Consider the following 16,827-nt stretch of genomic DNA (forward strand, 5'->3'; position numbering starts at 1 on the left):
GAGCCGATGGAATAAACATATATTTGTTTAGAGCAATTATCACCCTACATTAAATAATTTAGACTTTATGAAAAGCAGAATTTTAGCCTTACTAGGTGGCACGCTTCTTTCGGCGTCAGCCATGGCGGGCGGCTATCAGGTGAACCTGGCCAGCCAGCGGCAGATAGGCATGGGCCACACCGGTACCGGTATCCAGACAGGCACATCCAGCATCTTCTTTAACCCGGGTGCCATGAGCTACCTGCAGGAGAATGGGGTAACGATTGGGGCAAGTGCACTGGTTTCTAAAATTGCGTATAGGGCACTGGAGCCGGGCACCGCGGAGGCAGAGGTGGACAACCCCGTAAAGACACCCTTCCAGGTGTATGCGGTATACGGCATAAATGATAAGCTGAAGGCGGGTATCGGGGTGTACACCCCTTTCGGTAGTACGGTAAGGTGGGGTGATGAGTGGCCGGGCCGCTTTGGTCTGAACGAACTCTCGCTGCAGGCTATTTTTGTGCAGCCTACCCTTAGCTACCAGATTACAGATAAATTAGGTGTGGGTGCCGGCCTGGTGTTGGCTTTTGGCAGCGTAAACCTGCAGAAAACGCTTCCGGTGCAGGGCCAGAATGGCCAGGAAGGAAAGATTGAACTGGACGGTGGCGCGAACACGGCCTTTGGCTTTAACGCTGGTATCTTCTTTAAACCTTCCGATAAGCTGTCGCTGGGCCTGAACTACCGCTCCGAAGTAAAGATGGAACTGGAGAATGGCGACGTGACCTTCTCTAACATACCTGCGGCCGCCTCAGGTAACTTCCAGCCAGGCACACAGTTCTCCGCTTCCCTGCCCATGCCTGCCACGCTTAGCTTTGGTGTAGGCTTTACACCGACCGAAAGGCTGACATTGGCCGCAGACATAAGCCGTGTGTCCTGGAGTGCCTACGAACGCCTGCAGTTCGACTTTACCAAGCCTGTTGCGGGCAATACCTCCTCCGTGAACGAGCGTAACTACGAGGATGCCTTTATCTACCGTATAGGTGCTGAGTATATGGTTACAGATGCCCTTGCCCTTCGTGGCGGTGCTTACCTCGATAAAACGCCTGTGCAGGATGGCTATCTGACCCCGGAAACGCCGGATGCCGATTCGCGCGGCCTTTCCGTTGGCCTGGGCTATACCATCTCCGACAATATCAGCCTTGATGCCTCTTTCCTGTACATCAACAAGAAAGAGCGCACCGACCTGGCTAACAAGTCTAACGGTATTGGCGGCACGTTCAAGTCAATCGCCTACATCCCTGGTGTTGGTCTCAACTTCTCATTCTAATTTCTTCTGAAGCACATGAAAAACTTTATGTATAAATCCGGTATGCTGGCGCTTTTTGCCGGCGTACTACTTACAAGCTGCGACCCGGAGATTGATGGCACCGCGCCATCGAAGGGGGATATAAATCTTGAAAAGTACGTGGCTGTAGGTAACTCTCTGACTGCAGGCTATCAAGATCGGGGCCTTTATCGTGAGGCTCAACTTAATTCATATCCGGCTATACTTGCACAGCAATTCAAGCTTGTAGGTGGTGGAGAATTTACGCAACCTCTCTTCGAAGAAAGCCAGGCAAGCGGTAGTGGGTACCTCACATTTGCGGACTTTATAAACGGAAGACCAGTTATCAAGCCAGTGCCAGGTGCAGCCGTACGAGAAGGAACTACATTGCCTGGAGGGCCTGCTCTTACAAAGTACACTCAGCCCGTACAAAACCTGGGCGTGCCTGGCATCTCAGTTTTAACAAGTGCCATGAAAGAGTATGGGGCTATTAACCCCTATTATGAGCGACTTTTAGAGCCGGCAGAAGTTGGAACAAAGCCTTACTTCCAGGAAGTGGCGGAGTCAAATCCCACTTTCTTTACCATGTGGCTTGGCAATAATGATGTGCTCGGCTATGCTACAGACGGAGGAGCTCCAGCAAGTCCGTTGAGCAACTTGACTGATCCAGCTATGTTTGGCAATATCTATAAGAACATGGTTGCTACGCTTACAGCCAATGATGCCAAAGGTGTGCTGATCACTATCCCTAATGTAACAGCAGTCCCCTTCTTCACAACTGTGCCTTATAATGCTCTAGCGCTTACAAGGCAGGGGCAGGCAGACTCGCTGAATGCTGCTTATGGTAGTGGCGCCCTGGGGATCACATTTAAGGTAGGCCCTAACCCGTTAGTAGTAAGCGATCCTTCCGTTCCAGCACGTGTTCGACAGATTAAATCAACAGAATATGTGCTTTTAACGGCCTTGGACTCCATTGCTGCGAGAGGCTATGGCTCTAAGAAACCGCTCCCGGATAAGTTTTTCCTGGATGAGACAGAGGTGAAGGAAATTATGGAGCATACCGTAGCTTTCAACGACATAATAAGAGCTACCGCTAAGGATAAGGGGCTTGCAATGTGGGATGCCAATGCCTTTTTCGAATCTATCAAAGGAGGCTTTAAGCTTGATGAGGTTACTTATGCTCCGGTATTTGTGACGGGGAACCTGTTCTCGCTGGACGGCATCCATCCAACTCCGAGGGGGTATGCCATTGTTGCCAACGAGCTTATCAAAACGATTAACTCAACATATAAAGCTAATGTCCCTACGGTAGACGTAACACAGTACCGCGCTATCCAATTCCCAGGTAAGTAAGCTTCCTGAAAGTATAAATCAACAAAAAAGCACCTCCCAAAGGAGGTGCTTTTTTGTTTGTCTGAATCAGGATTAGCATGTTCAAATGCACGGTAGGAGTAGGGCAACTAGTGCAGTTGCTTTATACTGCAGAACATCCTATTCATCCAACAATCCTATCAGATCCTGATCCTTAATGCGCTTCCAGCCAATTGTCGCCAACGCCAAGGCCAACTTCCATAGGCACGCTCAGCGGCAGAGCGTTAGTCATCAGCTCCACGATCTTTGGCGTCACGATCTCGATCTCCTCTTTTGGGGCATCGAACAAAAGTTCGTCATGCACCTGCAGGATCATGCGGGTTTGCAGCTTCTCCTGGCGCAGGTAATCGTGTATGTTGATCATCGCGATCTTGATGATATCGGCGGCGGTACCCTGGATAGGCGCGTTGATGGCGTTGCGTTCGGCAAAGGCGCGGATGGTTTGGTTGCGCGAGTTAATGTCGCGGAGGTAGCGGCGGCGGCCCAGAAGCGTTTCGGCGTACTCCAGCTCACGCGCTTTCTCGATAGTGGTATCCATGTACTCCTTCACGGCCGGGAACTCGTGGAAGTAGGCCTCAATGATATCGGCGGCCTCGCGGCGCGCAATGCCCAGGCGCTCTGCCAGGCCAAAAGCCGAAATGCCATAGATGATGCCGAAGTTCACAGTTTTGGCCTTGCGGCGCATCTCGCTATCCACCTGCTCCAGCGGCACATGAAACACCTTGCTGGCCGTGGAGGCGTGGATGTCCAGCCCGTTCTTGAAAGCCTCTTTCATGGTCGGGTCACCGCTGAAGTCGGCCATGATGCGCAACTCTATCTGCGAGTAGTCGGCCGAGATGATCTGGTGCTTGCTGTCGCGGGCCACAAAGGCCTTTCGGATCTCGCGCCCGCGCTCCGTCCGGATCGGGATGTTCTGCAGGTTCGGGTTAGTGGAGCTCAGGCGGCCGGTAGCCGTCACCGCCTGGTTGAAGGAAGTATGCACGCGGCCATCCAGTTCGCACACCAGCTGCGGCAGCGCATCGATGTAAGTGGATTTCAGCTTCGTGAGCTGGCGGTGATCCAGGATCAGCCGGACGATCTCATGCTCGCCCGCCAGTTTCGACAGGATTTCCTCGCCGGTGGCGTGCTGCCCGGTCTTAGTTTTCTTGATCTTGGACTTGCCGTGCAGCTCCAGCCTGTCGAACAGGATCTCGCCCAGCTGTTTGGGCGACCCGATGTTGAACTGCGTTCCGGCAATCTCGAAAATGCGTTTCTCTATGGTGATGATCTCGCTCTCGAGCTGCGTGGAGAAATCGGCCAGCGCCCCGGAGTCTATACTTACGCCCTCGTTTTCCACGTCGGCCAGCACCTGCACCAGCGGGTTCTCCACATCCCGGAAGAGCTTCATCAGGCCCTGCTCCTGCAGCAGTGGCTCAAAGTATAGCTTCAGGCGCAGCGTTACGTCAGCATCCTCGCAGGCATAGTCCGCTACCTCCTCCGGCTCCAGGTCAGCCATGGTTTTCTGGTTCTTGCCCCTTAGGCCGATCAGGTCGGTGATGGGCACCGGGCTGTAGTTGAGATACGTCTCAGCCAGCACGTCCATGTTGTGGCGCATCTCGGGCTCCAGCAGGTAATGCGCCAGCATCGTATCAAATATCGGCCCCTGCACCTCTACCTTATACTTCTTCAGCACCAGGATGTCATACTTGATGTTCTGCCCGATCTTGGAGATGTTCGGGTTCTCCAGCACTGTCCTGAAGTCGTCGATTATACTTTGCGCCTCCTTTACATCATCAGGCGGCACCGGCACGTAGTAGGCCTCGCCGGGGCGGTAGCAGAACGACATGCCCACCAGCCTGGCCGTGATCGGATCTATGCCCGTGGTCTCGGTATCCCAGGAAATCTCCTCCTGCTTTAAAAGGTACTGAATCAGGCTTTGGCGCAGCTCCGGCGTGTTGATGAGGTGATAGTCGTGCAGCGTGGTTTTTATACTTTGCATGGAGGCCGGGATGGTGTCCGCTGCCACCCCTGCCTCTGCCGCAGGGGCGGGGGCACCGAAAAGCGAGGTCTGGTTAGCCGCCGCGGCCTTGCCTCTTCTGCCGGCCTTGGCTGCCGCAGGCGCGGCAACAGCCGTTTCGCCCAGGCTTTTGCCCAGCACGCGCTGCGTCAGCTGCCGGAACTCCAGCTCGGCAAACAGCTCGGCTATCTGCTCGTCGTTCGGGCCGTCGTAATGCAGGCCCTCCTCGTTAAAGGCAACCGGCACATCGCAATGAATGGTCGCCAGCTCTTTCGACATCATGCCCTGGTCGGCGAATTTCTCCACGTTCTCTTTCTGCTTGCCCTTTAGTTGGTCGGTGTTGGCCAGCAGGTTCTCCACGGTGCCAAAGCGCTGGATGAGGCTTTTAGCCGTCTTCTCGCCGATACCCGGTATGCCCGGTATGTTGTCCACGGCATCGCCCTGCAGGCCAAGTATGTCAATCACCTGCTCCACGCGCTCTATCTCCCACTTATCCAGTACCTTCTGCACATCCCATACTTCAATGGCGTTGCCCATAAAGGCCGGCTTGTAAAGGAAGATATTGTCCGTTACCAGCTGGCAGTAGTCCTTGTCGGGCGTCATCATGTACACATCAAAACCGGCCTTCTCAGCCTTCTGCGCCAGCGTCCCGATGATGTCGTCGGCCTCGTAGCCGTCCTTGATGAGTACCGGAATGTTAAAGGCCTCCACGATCTTCTTGCAGTAAGGTATTGCCAGCGAGATGTCTTCTGGCATGGCCTGCCGGTTGGCTTTATAGTCGGCGAAGCTGTCGTGGCGGAAGGTTTTGGCGGCCGAGTCGAAGGCGACACCAATGTGGGTGGGCTGCTCCTTCTGCAGGACCTCTACCAGTGTGTTGGTAAAGCCAAGGGCGGCGCCTGTGTTCATTCCTTTTGAGTTGATGCGCGGGTTCTTGCTGAAGGCAAAGTGTGCGCGGTAGATCAATGCCAGGGCATCTAGCAGGAAAAGTTTCTTTCGTGGTTCGCTCATGGGGCTAATTTAGTCAATTTCGGGCTAATGCGTGGCACAGCCGTGGGCCGCGCCTGCAGGTTTATACTTTAACCCTACCCGGCGGGTTAGCCTGGCCCGCCACTGCCCCTGTTACGATACAGCCTGCGGGCGCTTCTCTACAAACTGTAGAAAATATCAGCAAAACAACAAATCCGGGAATAAAATTTTTAAGCATGAATTGGTATTGATAATCAGATGCTTGCGGGTGTTTGGGGTTTCTGGCACAGTTATCTCATAAGGGAATGGCAGAACAGAACGAATTTATAAACTGAACTAACACCATGAAAAAAGTAACTGTACTAGCGTTTGCCTTCGCGGCATTCGGACTTATATCAACTGAAGCAACAGCACAAACACAAACCAACCCTTCTACCCAGCAGTCACCACAGTCAGAGCAGGTGCAGCCACAGCAGGATGCTAACAAGCAGCAGATCACGCAAGAGGAGCTGCCTGAGGGCGTGAAGCAGGCGCTGCAGAACGACGCCCTGAAAGACTGGCAGGTAAGTGAAGTATACAAAGTAGCCCCAGACGCGGCAGCCGGTGCTGAAGCCAAGTCTACGTACGAAATCTTCTTCACGAACGCTGAGCAGAAGAAAGCGGTAGCCCGTTTCGATGAGACCGGAAAGCCGGTAGCACAGGCTGCGGCAGCTGAGGCGGCAGGAGAAGTAAAAGAGTAACCCTTTCCATTATTTATTAACCCTAGAAACTCATAATTATGAAAAAGATAAGCGTATTAGCATTTGCCTTTGCCCTGGTTGGTTTTACAGCCCAGGCGCAGGAAGTAGCCACTGAAAATGCCCAGCAGCCTGCCCAACAGGAGCAGGCACAGAACGGTAAGCAGAAAGTCGCCCCCGATGAACTCCCGGATGCCGTGAAGAAGGCCATCACAACAGGTGAGGAGTACCAGGGCCTGACACTGGGCGAGACCTACAAGGTACAGGGTGCCGAAGAAGGAGCCCCGGCTACCTACGAGGTACAGTTTGTTAACGGCGAAGAGCAGCCGGTTGTGGTTCGCTTCGACGAGACTGGCAAGAAGATAGAAAGCTAGTAAGCCACAAACACTATATATAATCTACAGGACAGCCCCCGTTGCGAGACGGGGGCTGTCCTGTTTTAAGTCCACCGAAAAAGGAGTTATATTGGCAGATTATCGGCCGGGTAGAACATAAAGGGGGGTAAAATCGTTACCTAATAGCTTCCTGCATCACCCGGCGGGTAGTAACACGGAGATTCCAACTATGCCTAAAATACTTCTGATTGATGACGATCCAGCTTTCTGCCTGATGCTGAGGGGCTTTTTGCAGCGCCAGCAGTATGAGGTAGCCACTGCTTACACCGCAAACGATGGGCTTCGGCAGTTAAAGGCCCAAAGCTTCGATCTGATCCTGACGGACTTCCGGTTGCCGGATAAGGACGGCCTGGAGCTGCTCACGCAGATACGCGTGCTGACGCAGGAGGTGCCCGTTATCCTGATGACGACCTATGCTGACATCCGCACGGCGGTAAGAGCGATTAAAATGGGGGCCTTTGAGTACATCACCAAGCCCATCAACCCCGACGAGACACTGCTGGTCATTAAAAACGCCTTGGCTAAGAAAGCAGAGCCAAAGCAAGAGGCCGCCATTCAGGCCGGTAGCCTGCAGTTTGTGCGTGGCCAGAGTGCGCAGGCCGAGCAGATTGAGGAGTTTATCTCGCTGGTGGCCCCTACCAACCTTTCTGTGATTATTGAAGGGGAGAGCGGCACGGGCAAAGAGTACGTGGCCCGCATGATACACCAGCAGAGCAAGCGCCACAACAAGCCCTTCGTTGCCATAGACTGCGGCGCACTGTCGAAGGAACTGGCGGGCAGCGAGTTGTTCGGGTATGTGCGAGGAGCCTTTACGGGCGCCCAGAAAGACAAGGAAGGCCAGTTCGAGGCTGCTGAGGGCGGCACCCTGTTTCTGGATGAGATCGGCAACCTGCCTTACGAGGTGCAGGTAAAGCTGCTGCGTGCCCTGCAGGAGCGCAAAGTGCGCAAACTGGGTAGCACCACCGACCAGGATGTGGACGTGCGCGTACTGGCCGCCACGAACGAAGACCTGGTGCAGGCAGTGGCCAATGGGCAGTTCAGGGAGGATCTATACCACCGCCTCAACGAGTTCAAAATCAACATACCGGCGCTGCGCGAGCGCGATGGCGATGTGGTGCTGTTCGCGGATCATTTTCTGCAGCAGGCAAACCACGAGCTGGAGAAGCAGGTGGAGGGGTTTGACGTGGCTGCCGAGGAGGCGCTGCTAAAGTATAACTGGCCAGGGAACCTGCGTGAGCTCAAGAACGTGGTGAAGCGCGCCGTGCTGCTGGCCAAGTCTAAGTTTGTGACGCTGCAGGAGCTCCCGCAGGAGATCGTGAACTATGCGCCTGCACCGGCACAACAGGCTTCGGTAAGCTATACTTCTGCGGTTGACCCGATGGAAACCGACCTTAAAAGTATAAATGAGCGCAACGAGCGTGAGATGATCATGGCCATGTTGGAGCGCGTGAAGTATAACAAGTCCAAAGCTGCGCGCCTGCTGAACATAGACCGCAAGACGCTCTACAACAAACTGAAGCTCTATAACATCGAGATTTAATTAGCGGCTCAGCCGGCCTCAGCCATCTCGTTTATACTTTGCAACTCTTGCTCCAGCGCTTGTAACACCTGCTGTACCTGCGGCTGCACGGCCTCCACGACTTGCTGTAGTACCATACCCTCCTGCTGCCCGTTGTGCAGCACCTGCTCCAGTTGCATTAAGTAAGGCGTTACCGTATGGGCTTTCATGTGTTTGAAGGCAGTCAGCATCTTGTGTGCCATGTTGCCAGCCGCTTCCCAGTTCTGGACGTCAGCCGCTTGTCGCAACTGCTCCAGGTTCTGTTCCTGGTCCTGCACCAGTACCTCCAGCACAGCGGCCAATGCCTGGTGGTCATCCCCCGTGAACAGGCGCATCTCACTCAAATCATACAACCTCGCTGCCTTGGGTGTAACTTCCGTCTCTGTGGCGGGACTTTCCATCCCTGCCGGCGCCAGAGGCTCATCAGGCAGCGCTTCGGCTATCTTCTGGTGCAGTTCCTGTTCTGTAAACGGCTTGAGCACGTGGCCTGTAATGGCGGAGTTCCTGAAGAAGCCGGCGTCGTTGCTCAGGATATTGGCCGTGAGCGCGATGATCGGCACCTGCTTGTCGAGTTTGCGGATGTTGCGGGCCACGGTTTTGCCGCTCATGCCCGGCAGCTGGATATCCGTCAGCACGATGTCGAACGAGTGCTGCTGCACCAGGTCCAGCGCCTCCTGTCCATCGTTGGCCAAGTATACTTGCATGCCCCAACGACCCAGGATCAGGTTGCAAAGGGTGCGGCTGTAGGCGTCATCATCCACCACCAGGGCCTTAAGCCCTCTGAATGAAATCGGTAAAGGCGCAGCTTCGGGCTGTGCAGCGGGTACTTCCTCCTGCGATACCTGCATTGGCAGTACGACGGTGAAAGTGGTTCCCTCGTTGGCCGCACTATTTACAGAGAGCGTGCCGCCCTGCATATCCACCAGCTTTTTGCTGATCGACAGTCCCAGCCCGGTGCCGCCATACTTGCGGAGGATGGAATCATCGGCTTGGTTAAACTCCCCAAACACGTGCTGCAGGCGCTCCTGCGGTATCCCAATGCCCGTATCAGCCACCGCTATACTTAAGGCCACGCGGCTACGGCGGCGGCTGCGCAGGCGCACATCCACATGCACCTTACCCTGGTGGGTAAACTTGATGGCATTATCCACGAGGTTGAACAGCACCTGCTTCAGGCGCAGCGCGTCGGCGCTCAGGTTATCCGGAATGGTGGCGTCAACGCTGAGGCTGAGCTGTATGTCTTTGCTGGATGCCTTCAGGGCGAAAGCCTGCTCTACCTGTGTGAGGAGCTGGCGCAGGCTAAATGAAGTATGGTTTATCTGCAGTTTGCCCGCCTCCATCTTGGAGAGGTCCAGCACGTCGTTCACGATGTGGAGCAGGTGCTGGCCGGCCCCGTCGATGGCCTGCAGGTGCTCTGCCTGCTCGGGTTGCAGCGGGGTATGGCGCAATTGCTGCGTAAAGCCCAGCACCACGTTCAGCGGCGTGCGCATCTCATGGCTCATGTTGGCCACAAAGGCCTCTTTGGCGCGGGCCAGCTTCACGGCTTCCTTCTGGGCGTTTATCAGCCTTGATTTATAGTTGTTGCTGCGTGTAAGGTCGCGGAGGATGAGGAGGATAAACGCAATGCCGCTGCCCAGGCCCACTAAGCCTATGGCCAGCATAATGGTGGATGTCTCCTGGGCCACCTGGCGTGCCTCGGCAGAGTTGAGCTCGGCCTTCTCCTGCTCGTGGCGCTCCATCTCGTGCATCATGGCCCGGATCTGGTCCATTACCTGCTTGTCCTGCTGCAGCAGGGCCAGTTCCCTGGCCTGCAGCTTTCGCGCCTGCTCATCGGCTTCGCGCTGTACGTTATGCAGAATGCGGCGCACCTGGTTCAGGGAAGCAACCGGTACATTGGCTATGCTGGTATCTATCTCTACCTCCTGCTTTACCTGCAGCTGCGGCATGATAACCTTTGGCGGCGGCGGGAGCTCGGTTGTTGGTTTTTCCTTTTTGGTGAATATCTTTCCGAAGAAGCCCCTTTTGTCCTCCGGCTCTTCTACCGGCGGTGGTGCCACTTTTACCTCCTCGTCCGTGCCGTTCAGGTTCAGGCGGTCGGAGATGGTGGTGGTGGTGCTTTTATGGATAGTGGTGGAGAGCGGCTTCTGCCTGGCCGTGGATGCGATCTGGCGCATGGCTTTGCCAGAGTAGGTATGCTCTTTCTGCTGTTTTTTCAGGGACACGTACAGGTCCAGGCTCTTGTGCTTTTCCTGCAGCAGCACCGAGATGGAGTCTACCTGCGCCAGTTCGCCGGGGCTGTCCTGCATCAGGTACTCCAGGGAGTCTATGCGGCTTTGGATGGTGTCGAGGTGGCCCAGGTAGGCTTTAAAATGCTCCTCGTTGGTGGTGAGGGTATAGGCGCGGATGGCGCTCTCGGCGGTGGCAATGGTGGAAAGGGTTTGCTGCAGCTCCACCAGTTTGCGGTTTGGCTGCGAGAGCATTTCCACGGAGTCGAGCAGTTTGGTAAAGCTGGAGTAGGTGAGGTAGATGGCTGCCGCCACGATGCTCAGTGCCAGCGTAAAGCCCACCACCACCTTGGTTTTAATGCTATCCCCGAATATCTTCATGAAGCTAAAATACAGTTTTTCGCAATGCCAGCAGGTGGCTTTGGTCCTTATAACGCCATTACAACAGAAATGATTACAGAAGGGTGCCGGTTTGGGGGGGTTTATGGTTTTTAGGAGGTTTGGTTTGGCTTATACCTACCGATTTATACTTTATACTTTATACTTACCTGGCGCAAACGTCCGCTTGTGCCTTTTTATACTTGAGCTATACTTTATACTTCGATCTATACTTTTATACTTGCCGATTTATACTTCCCTGAGTCACTGCCTCCTGCATCTGGACACAAGCTATACTTTTTAGCTACCGCTGTTCCTCCAGGCTTACGAGCCTACCGTTTCATCTCTGGCTTTGGCTCCCTCCAGCCCGGGAGGGCTCCCCGAAATGCTTCGGGGTAAACTCTTTCCCGCTGGGAGCTTTTCCTTTGCTCCTGACTTCGCAATGCCTTACTATCGTTCGGCACCGGAAAAACTCGCCTAGGCGCCTCACAGAAAAACTGGGATCAGATTCGATAGCTACGGCCTTACTGTCATCTCGACCTTTGGGAGAGATCTCTTTAGAATTCCAGCTAGATCTCTCGCCCTGCTCGAAATAACAATAAGGTATAGCAAGTACAGAATTCCCCTCCTTGGAGGGGTTGGGGTGGGTTTTACTTTATAGGGACAGGTCGCGACCTGTCCGCGCGAGGACAGCGCCTATGAAACTTATATTTTAGCCAAAGTAGTTACAGAGTTCCCCTCCTTGGCTAAGTCTCGGATCCCGGACTTGTTCCGGGAGAGGGATAGGGGTGGTTGGATTCGGTACTGCAGAACGCGGCTTCGTACATTTGCAGCAGCATGAGCAAGTATAAGGGGCTAGGGGTGGGTTTTGTAAGGCACAAGCGGACGCTTGCGCCAGAGGCAGTAAACAAAAACCGGCCAGTGGCAAAATCTATACTTTGCCACTGGCCGGTTATACTTTATATCCTGCTTTGTACTTTACCAACTGCTGCTGGCGCCGCCCCCGCCGAAGCCGCCGCCGCCAAAACCGCCGAAGCCTCCCCCGCCCCCACCTCCGCCGCCAAACATGCCGCCGCCGGAGCGGAAGGTGCCGAAGCCGCCGGGAATAATGACAGGGCCGCCGAAAGTTCGGGCGTAGCGTCTGCCGCCACGTCCGCCGCCACCTCCGCCAATCCGCGAAAGTATAAACACCACCACGATCACCAGTATGATGATGAACAGCAACGATGGTCCTTCCTCGCCTTCACCTAGCTGGGATGGATCGGCCTGGTAGGCACCGCTGGCCAACTCAATGATCAGGCTGGTGGCCTGGTCGAGGCCCTGGTAGAACTGCCCTTGCGAGAAGGCCGGCTTTAAGGTGCGCTCGGTAATGCGCTTGGCGATAGCGTCCGGAATATACTCCTCCAGTCCGTAGCCGGTCTGAATGGTGACGGTGCGCTCCTCTTTCGCTACAAGTATGATAATGCCGTTGTCATACTCGCCGCCGCCCACGCCCCACAGCTCGCCCAGCTCGGCGGCATACTGGTTCGGGTCATAGCCGCCGATAGAGGTAACCAGCGCCACTGCGATCTGCGTGGAGGTGGTGTCGGCATAGTTCACCAGCTTCTGCTCCAGCGCCTGCTCCTCCTGGGCCGAAAGCATGTCGGCGTAGTCGTTCACCAGGCGGTTAGGCTTGGGCGGAAAATCGCTGCTTTGCGCAAAGGCTGCCAGGCTCAGAAAACAGAAGTATAGGGAAAGGGATAAGTGCTTCATAGACATGCTTATTCTCCGAAGGAGACGTCGTCGCTTAGTTCGTTGGTATCGCCTTGGCGGTCGTAGGGGAAGTGGGCCTTCAGCTGCTCACCGGCCATGCGTACGCCCTGCGCCAGCCCTTCGGCATACTTCTTATACTTAAAGTGCTTTATCACCTCGGCCGTAATGTCCTCCCAGAAGTGATCCGGCACCGAGGCGTTGATACCCGCATCGCCGAGTACGGCAAACTGGTGGTCCTCCAGGGCGATGTAAAACAGCACCCCGTTGCGCAGCTCGGTCTGGTGCATGTGCAGCTCGGCGAACACCTCGGTGGCGCGGTCCAGCACATCCTTATCGCAGTTGCTCTCCACGTGTACCCGTATCTCGCCGGAGGTTTGCTGCTCCGCTTCCTGTATGGCTGCCATTATCTTCTGCTCATCAGCAGGAGTTATGATGTCTCTAGGCATAGGTTTGATTGTTGATAGTTAATTGTTGTTAGTGCTCAGAAAAAACAATCAGCAACTAACAATCAGCAATTAAAACTCCACCGTAGGAGCCTGCTGGGCGCCGGCTTCTGCCTCGAAATAGCCTTTGCGCTCGAAATCGAACATGCCGGCTATGAGGTTGCGCGGGAAGGAGCGGATATAGGAGTTATAGTCCTGCACGGTCTCGTTAAACTTGCGCCGCTCTACGGCAATGCGGTTTTCGGTGCCCTCCAGCTGCGCCTGCAGCTCCAGGAAGTTCTGGTTCGCCTTCAGTTCCGGGTATCGCTCCACGGATACCAGCAAGCGGCTCAACGCGCCGCTCAGCTCGCCCTGCGCCTGCTGGAAACGCTCTATGTTCTCGGGTGTCAGGTTATCGGGGCTGATGTTGACGCTGGTGGCCTTGGCGCGCGCTTCTATCACGGCGGTGAGGGTCTCCTGCTCAAAGTTGGCGGCTCCTTTTACCGTGTTCACCAGGTTCGGGATCAGGTCGGCGCGGCGCTGGTAGGCGTTCTGCACGTTGGCCCATTGCGATTCCACCGTCTCGTCCTTCTGCACCATCGTGTTATAGCCGCACGAGGACAGGGAGCTGATCATCACGAATCCAATGAGGTAAAAAAACAGTCTTTTCATGGTTTTAAGTATATGTTTGAACTATACGCTTTTGTGTGCCTGCAAGGCGATATGAGTACGAATTTAACAAACGCTTGTTAGACAAGGGCAGTAAATATGTAAAAATTAACAAGCAGCTATGTTTATGGGACAACAGGAGCCGCCGCGGCAGGCAAATATTATCCGTTTTTATACGCCGCTACCGCCTGGCAGCGTTTACTTTATGAGATAAAATCAATATATTGCAGTAAATGCATAGTGAATGAAAGCAATTATACCTGTAGCTGGCGTTGGTTCAAAGCTTCGGCCGCACACGCACACGCAGCCCAAGTCGCTGGTGCCTGTGGCCGATAACACCATTCTGGGCCATATCATAGACAAACTGCTGGAGGCGGGTATACAGGATTTCGTGTTCATTATCGGGTACCTGGGCGAGAAGGTGGAGCGCTACGTGCGGCAGAAGTACCCGCAGGCCAGGGCCGAGTTTGTGGTGCAGGAGCCGCGCGAGGGGCTGGGGCATGCCCTGTGGGTGGCGCGCCATACCTACGAGCAGGAGGAAAGTATCCTGATCATGCTCGGCGATGCCATTGTGGACGTGGACCTGGAGGCCATCATAAAGGCGCCTTACTCGGTGCTGGGCGTCAAGAAGGTAGCCAAGCCCTCGCTGTTCGGCGTTACCGAGATGGGCCACGATGAGTTTGTGGTGAAGGTGGTGGAGAAACCCAAGATCCCGAAGTCGAACTTTGCGCTGGTGGGGCTCTACAAGATCATGCATCCGCAGAAACTCATCGCCTCGCTGCAGCACATCATAACAGAGGACGTAAAAACCCAGGGCGAGTTCCACCTCACCGATGCCCTGATGCACATGATCAAGAGCGGCGAGAAAATGGTGCCCTGGAGCGTGGACCATTGGTTTGACTGTGGCCGCAAGGAGACGCTGCTGGAGGCAAACGCCACGCTGCTGGCCCGCCCCAGGTTCCGCGACCGCGACTACAGCACACTCTGCCCCGGCTGCATCATCATCCCGCCGGTAAGTATAGGCGAGGGCTGCGAGATCACCAACTCCATCATCGGCCCTAACGTAGCCATCGGCGATAATACCACCATTACCAACTGCGTACTGAGCAACTCCATCATCGGCTCTTTCTCCGAGCTGCGCCTGGCCGTTATGCACGACTCCATTATCGGCAGCGACGCTTCCTTCAAAGGCTTCAGCCACAGCCTCAACATTGGCGACAGTACCGAGATCAATTTCGGGCAGTAAGCCCCGGCAGCGTGCGTAGTTCCTGCGCGTATCTGTTATAAAAGCCGTTGTATGTAACTTAAACCATAGCTATATGAACAGGTGCAAAGGCGTTTTGTATTTACGGCTACTGCGGTATGCTTTCCTGATTGCCGGTGTTGCGCTGCTTCCAAACAAGCTTCTTGCACAAAAAGAGTTCTATACGCCCAAATCACTCGTAATCCCGCTTCACGATCAGAAAAACCAGTTGCATCTTTCTTTTGGCAGGGGTGGTGGCTATGACTTTAACCTCTCTTATGCTTTTACAGATAAGCTGGCCTTGTTCTCTGCTGCGACCTTCGACCATGGCACGAAGAAAAGGCTAAGCATTATGGGTGACAGGTATGATGTTGACAGGAATGATTATGCCATCAAAGGCGGCCTGGGTTATTTTACCAGGACGGAAAATGCGGAGTTCCCCATAGTAGAGGCTTATGTGGGGACAGGTATAACCAGGATTGACAATTACTGGCACTTTAAAGGCGATACGGATGGAGAAGCCACGGAGGCGCGATACTGGAGCGTGTTCGGGCAGTTTAATGCGGGTAAAAGAGTGCCGAAAGGCGAGTATGGGCTTGGACTAAGGGTTTCATATGCACGGTACACAGATTTCAGCTTTTACGATACCTATTACGCTTCTACCAGGAGCAGTTATGAAAACCTTAGAGGCTTAACTGCGGACCCTGCCATAAGTGCAGGCTACACGCTTTATGGGATAAACATAAACGCGCAGTTAGGTGTGGCCATCCCTTTACTCGCCCCATCTGTAGCGCGAACGGATACGCATACCACCTATGAAGGCACAACCGAAACAAGAACCTTCATCAAATCGGAGGAAAAAATCCGGTTATACTCCCTGATAGGCGGATTGAGCTTACAGTACAAGTTAAACTTTAATAAGAAGAAAGGGTAAAAAGCGATCAATGGCAAAGTCCCTTATGCTCGGCTGCACCAGCACGTTACATGGTAATAATTAAGACGCTCGCGGGACCTCCGGACGCCGCGAGGTCGTGGGAAGTCTTTACAAAAACGTCAGCTCGTTCAGTTGGTCCAGCATCCAGCCGGTGAGGCTGTAGCGGTGGCGGGTGGCAACCAGTACCTCGTGCGGGATCATATCGGCGCGGAAGCAGGCCAGGCGGCCGGCGATGGGCAGGATATCCACTTCCTCTTCGGATCCATCCTCCTGGGGCAAGTATAAACGCAGGTTGCCGCCGTGCTCGGGCAGCCAGTCCTCGTTCAGGTAGCAGATAAAGGAGAGGCGGCGGTGGTCGCTTTCCTTAAACTGGTCGATGTGGCGCTGGTACACGGTGCCCGGCGGGTAAACCGTGAAGTGGAACTCGTAGTCCCGCAGGCCCAGGAAACAAGTGCGGTTAATGTAGCGCAGCAGGTCGCTCATGCGGTCGAGGAATACCTGGGTGGGTGGCAAGGCCTCTGATGGCTCGATCCAGCGGATATAGTCGCCGCGCACCTCCTTGTCCACCACCACCCGGTCGGCAGAGCCGATGCCGGCTTTCCTGAAGCCACCCTGCTCCTTGTGGTGTGCGAGCACTTCCAGCAGGTTACGCACCTGCTGCGGCTCCAGAAAGTTGTCGATAATGGCGTATCCCTTCTCCGACAGCCTGTCGGCGATCTGCTCATACTTGAGTAGCAGCTTTTCCTCTAACTCTTTCTCTATCATCTGTAAAATGCTATACTTGTCTCAGTGTCAGGAGAAAAGCCTGCAAAAGTAAACGCAAATTAAATTGCTTGTATACCGGTGCCGCCAGTATTTTTTCAAGCTGATCTATAAAT

14 protein-coding genes are annotated in these 16,827 nt (G+C 54.5%); 8 read left to right on the plus strand and 6 right to left on the minus strand.

Annotation, left to right across the window (positions count from 1 at the left end; all coding sequences use genetic code 11):
* Positions 1-67: 67 nt before the first annotated feature.
* Positions 68-1,306 carry an OmpP1/FadL family transporter gene (locus A3841_RS06830; RefSeq protein ID WP_073851555.1) on the plus strand — a complete coding sequence of 413 codons (1,239 nt, stop codon included), beginning with the start codon at positions 68-70 and terminating at the stop codon, positions 1,304-1,306.
* Positions 1,307-1,321: 15 nt separating this feature from the next.
* Positions 1,322-2,656 carry an SGNH/GDSL hydrolase family protein gene (locus tag A3841_RS06835; protein WP_073851556.1) on the plus strand — a complete coding sequence of 445 codons (1,335 nt, stop codon included), beginning with the start codon at positions 1,322-1,324 and terminating at the stop codon, positions 2,654-2,656.
* 172 nt (positions 2,657-2,828) lie between these two features.
* Here A3841_RS06835 and polA read toward each other — a convergent pair whose 3' ends face one another.
* Positions 2,829-5,678 carry a DNA polymerase I gene (gene polA, locus A3841_RS06840; protein ID WP_073851557.1) on the minus strand — a complete coding sequence of 950 codons (2,850 nt, stop codon included), beginning with the start codon at positions 5,676-5,678 and terminating at the stop codon, positions 2,829-2,831.
* Positions 5,679-5,980: 302 nt separating this feature from the next.
* Between polA and A3841_RS06845 the strand changes: the two genes are divergently transcribed.
* The 3 genes from A3841_RS06845 to A3841_RS06855 all read left to right on the plus strand — a co-directional run bounded on the left by A3841_RS06845 (position 5,981) and on the right by A3841_RS06855 (position 8,308).
* Positions 5,981-6,376 carry a hypothetical protein gene (locus A3841_RS06845; RefSeq protein ID WP_073851558.1) on the plus strand — a complete coding sequence of 132 codons (396 nt, stop codon included), beginning with the start codon at positions 5,981-5,983 and terminating at the stop codon, positions 6,374-6,376.
* 38 nt (positions 6,377-6,414) lie between these two features.
* Positions 6,415-6,747, plus strand: coding sequence for a hypothetical protein (locus A3841_RS06850; RefSeq protein ID WP_073851559.1), 333 nt, complete (start codon positions 6,415-6,417; stop codon positions 6,745-6,747).
* A 190-nt stretch (positions 6,748-6,937) separates the two neighbouring features.
* A complete protein-coding gene (locus tag A3841_RS06855; protein ID WP_073851560.1) occupies positions 6,938-8,308 on the plus strand; it encodes a sigma-54-dependent transcriptional regulator in 1,371 nt (456 codons plus the stop codon).
* 8 nt (positions 8,309-8,316) lie between these two features.
* On the opposite strand, the gene A3841_RS06860 is transcribed toward A3841_RS06855, so the two are convergent.
* A complete protein-coding gene (locus A3841_RS06860; protein WP_073851561.1) occupies positions 8,317-10,932 on the minus strand; it encodes an ATP-binding protein in 2,616 nt (871 codons plus the stop codon).
* 119 nt (positions 10,933-11,051) lie between these two features.
* Here A3841_RS06860 and A3841_RS20245 point away from each other — a divergent pair, with 119 nt between their 5' ends.
* Positions 11,052-11,192, plus strand: a complete 141-nt coding sequence (locus A3841_RS20245; protein ID WP_170866153.1) for a hypothetical protein — start codon at positions 11,052-11,054, stop codon at positions 11,190-11,192.
* Between the two features lie 715 nt (positions 11,193-11,907).
* Here the strand turns inward: A3841_RS20245 and A3841_RS06865 are convergent.
* The 3 genes from A3841_RS06865 to A3841_RS06875 form a co-directional block, all read right to left on the minus strand.
* Positions 11,908-12,681 carry a TPM domain-containing protein gene (locus tag A3841_RS06865; protein WP_073851881.1) on the minus strand — a complete coding sequence of 258 codons (774 nt, stop codon included), beginning with the start codon at positions 12,679-12,681 and terminating at the stop codon, positions 11,908-11,910.
* An 8-nt stretch (positions 12,682-12,689) separates the two neighbouring features.
* A complete protein-coding gene (locus A3841_RS06870; RefSeq protein ID WP_073851562.1) occupies positions 12,690-13,127 on the minus strand; it encodes a TPM domain-containing protein in 438 nt (145 codons plus the stop codon).
* Positions 13,128-13,196: 69 nt separating this feature from the next.
* A complete protein-coding gene (locus A3841_RS06875; RefSeq protein WP_073851563.1) occupies positions 13,197-13,775 on the minus strand; it encodes a LemA family protein in 579 nt (192 codons plus the stop codon).
* Between the two features lie 241 nt (positions 13,776-14,016).
* Between A3841_RS06875 and A3841_RS06880 the strand changes: the two genes are divergently transcribed.
* Both A3841_RS06880 and A3841_RS06885 read left to right on the plus strand, forming a co-directional pair.
* Positions 14,017-15,018, plus strand: coding sequence for a sugar phosphate nucleotidyltransferase (locus tag A3841_RS06880; protein ID WP_073851564.1), 1,002 nt, complete (start codon positions 14,017-14,019; stop codon positions 15,016-15,018).
* Positions 15,019-15,091: 73 nt separating this feature from the next.
* Complete coding sequence (locus A3841_RS06885) at positions 15,092-15,949, plus strand: hypothetical protein (RefSeq protein ID WP_073851565.1); 858 nt, start codon at positions 15,092-15,094, stop codon at positions 15,947-15,949.
* Between the two features lie 108 nt (positions 15,950-16,057).
* On the opposite strand, the gene A3841_RS06890 is transcribed toward A3841_RS06885, so the two are convergent.
* On the minus strand, positions 16,058-16,714 hold the full coding sequence (locus tag A3841_RS06890) for a 2OG-Fe(II) oxygenase (RefSeq protein ID WP_073851566.1): 657 nt from the start codon (positions 16,712-16,714) through the stop codon (positions 16,058-16,060).
* Positions 16,715-16,827: the final 113 nt, after the last annotated feature.

Source organism: Pontibacter flavimaris, assembly GCF_001907195.1.
In the GTDB taxonomy this organism is placed as follows: Bacteria; Bacteroidota; Bacteroidia; order Cytophagales; family Hymenobacteraceae; genus Pontibacter; species Pontibacter flavimaris.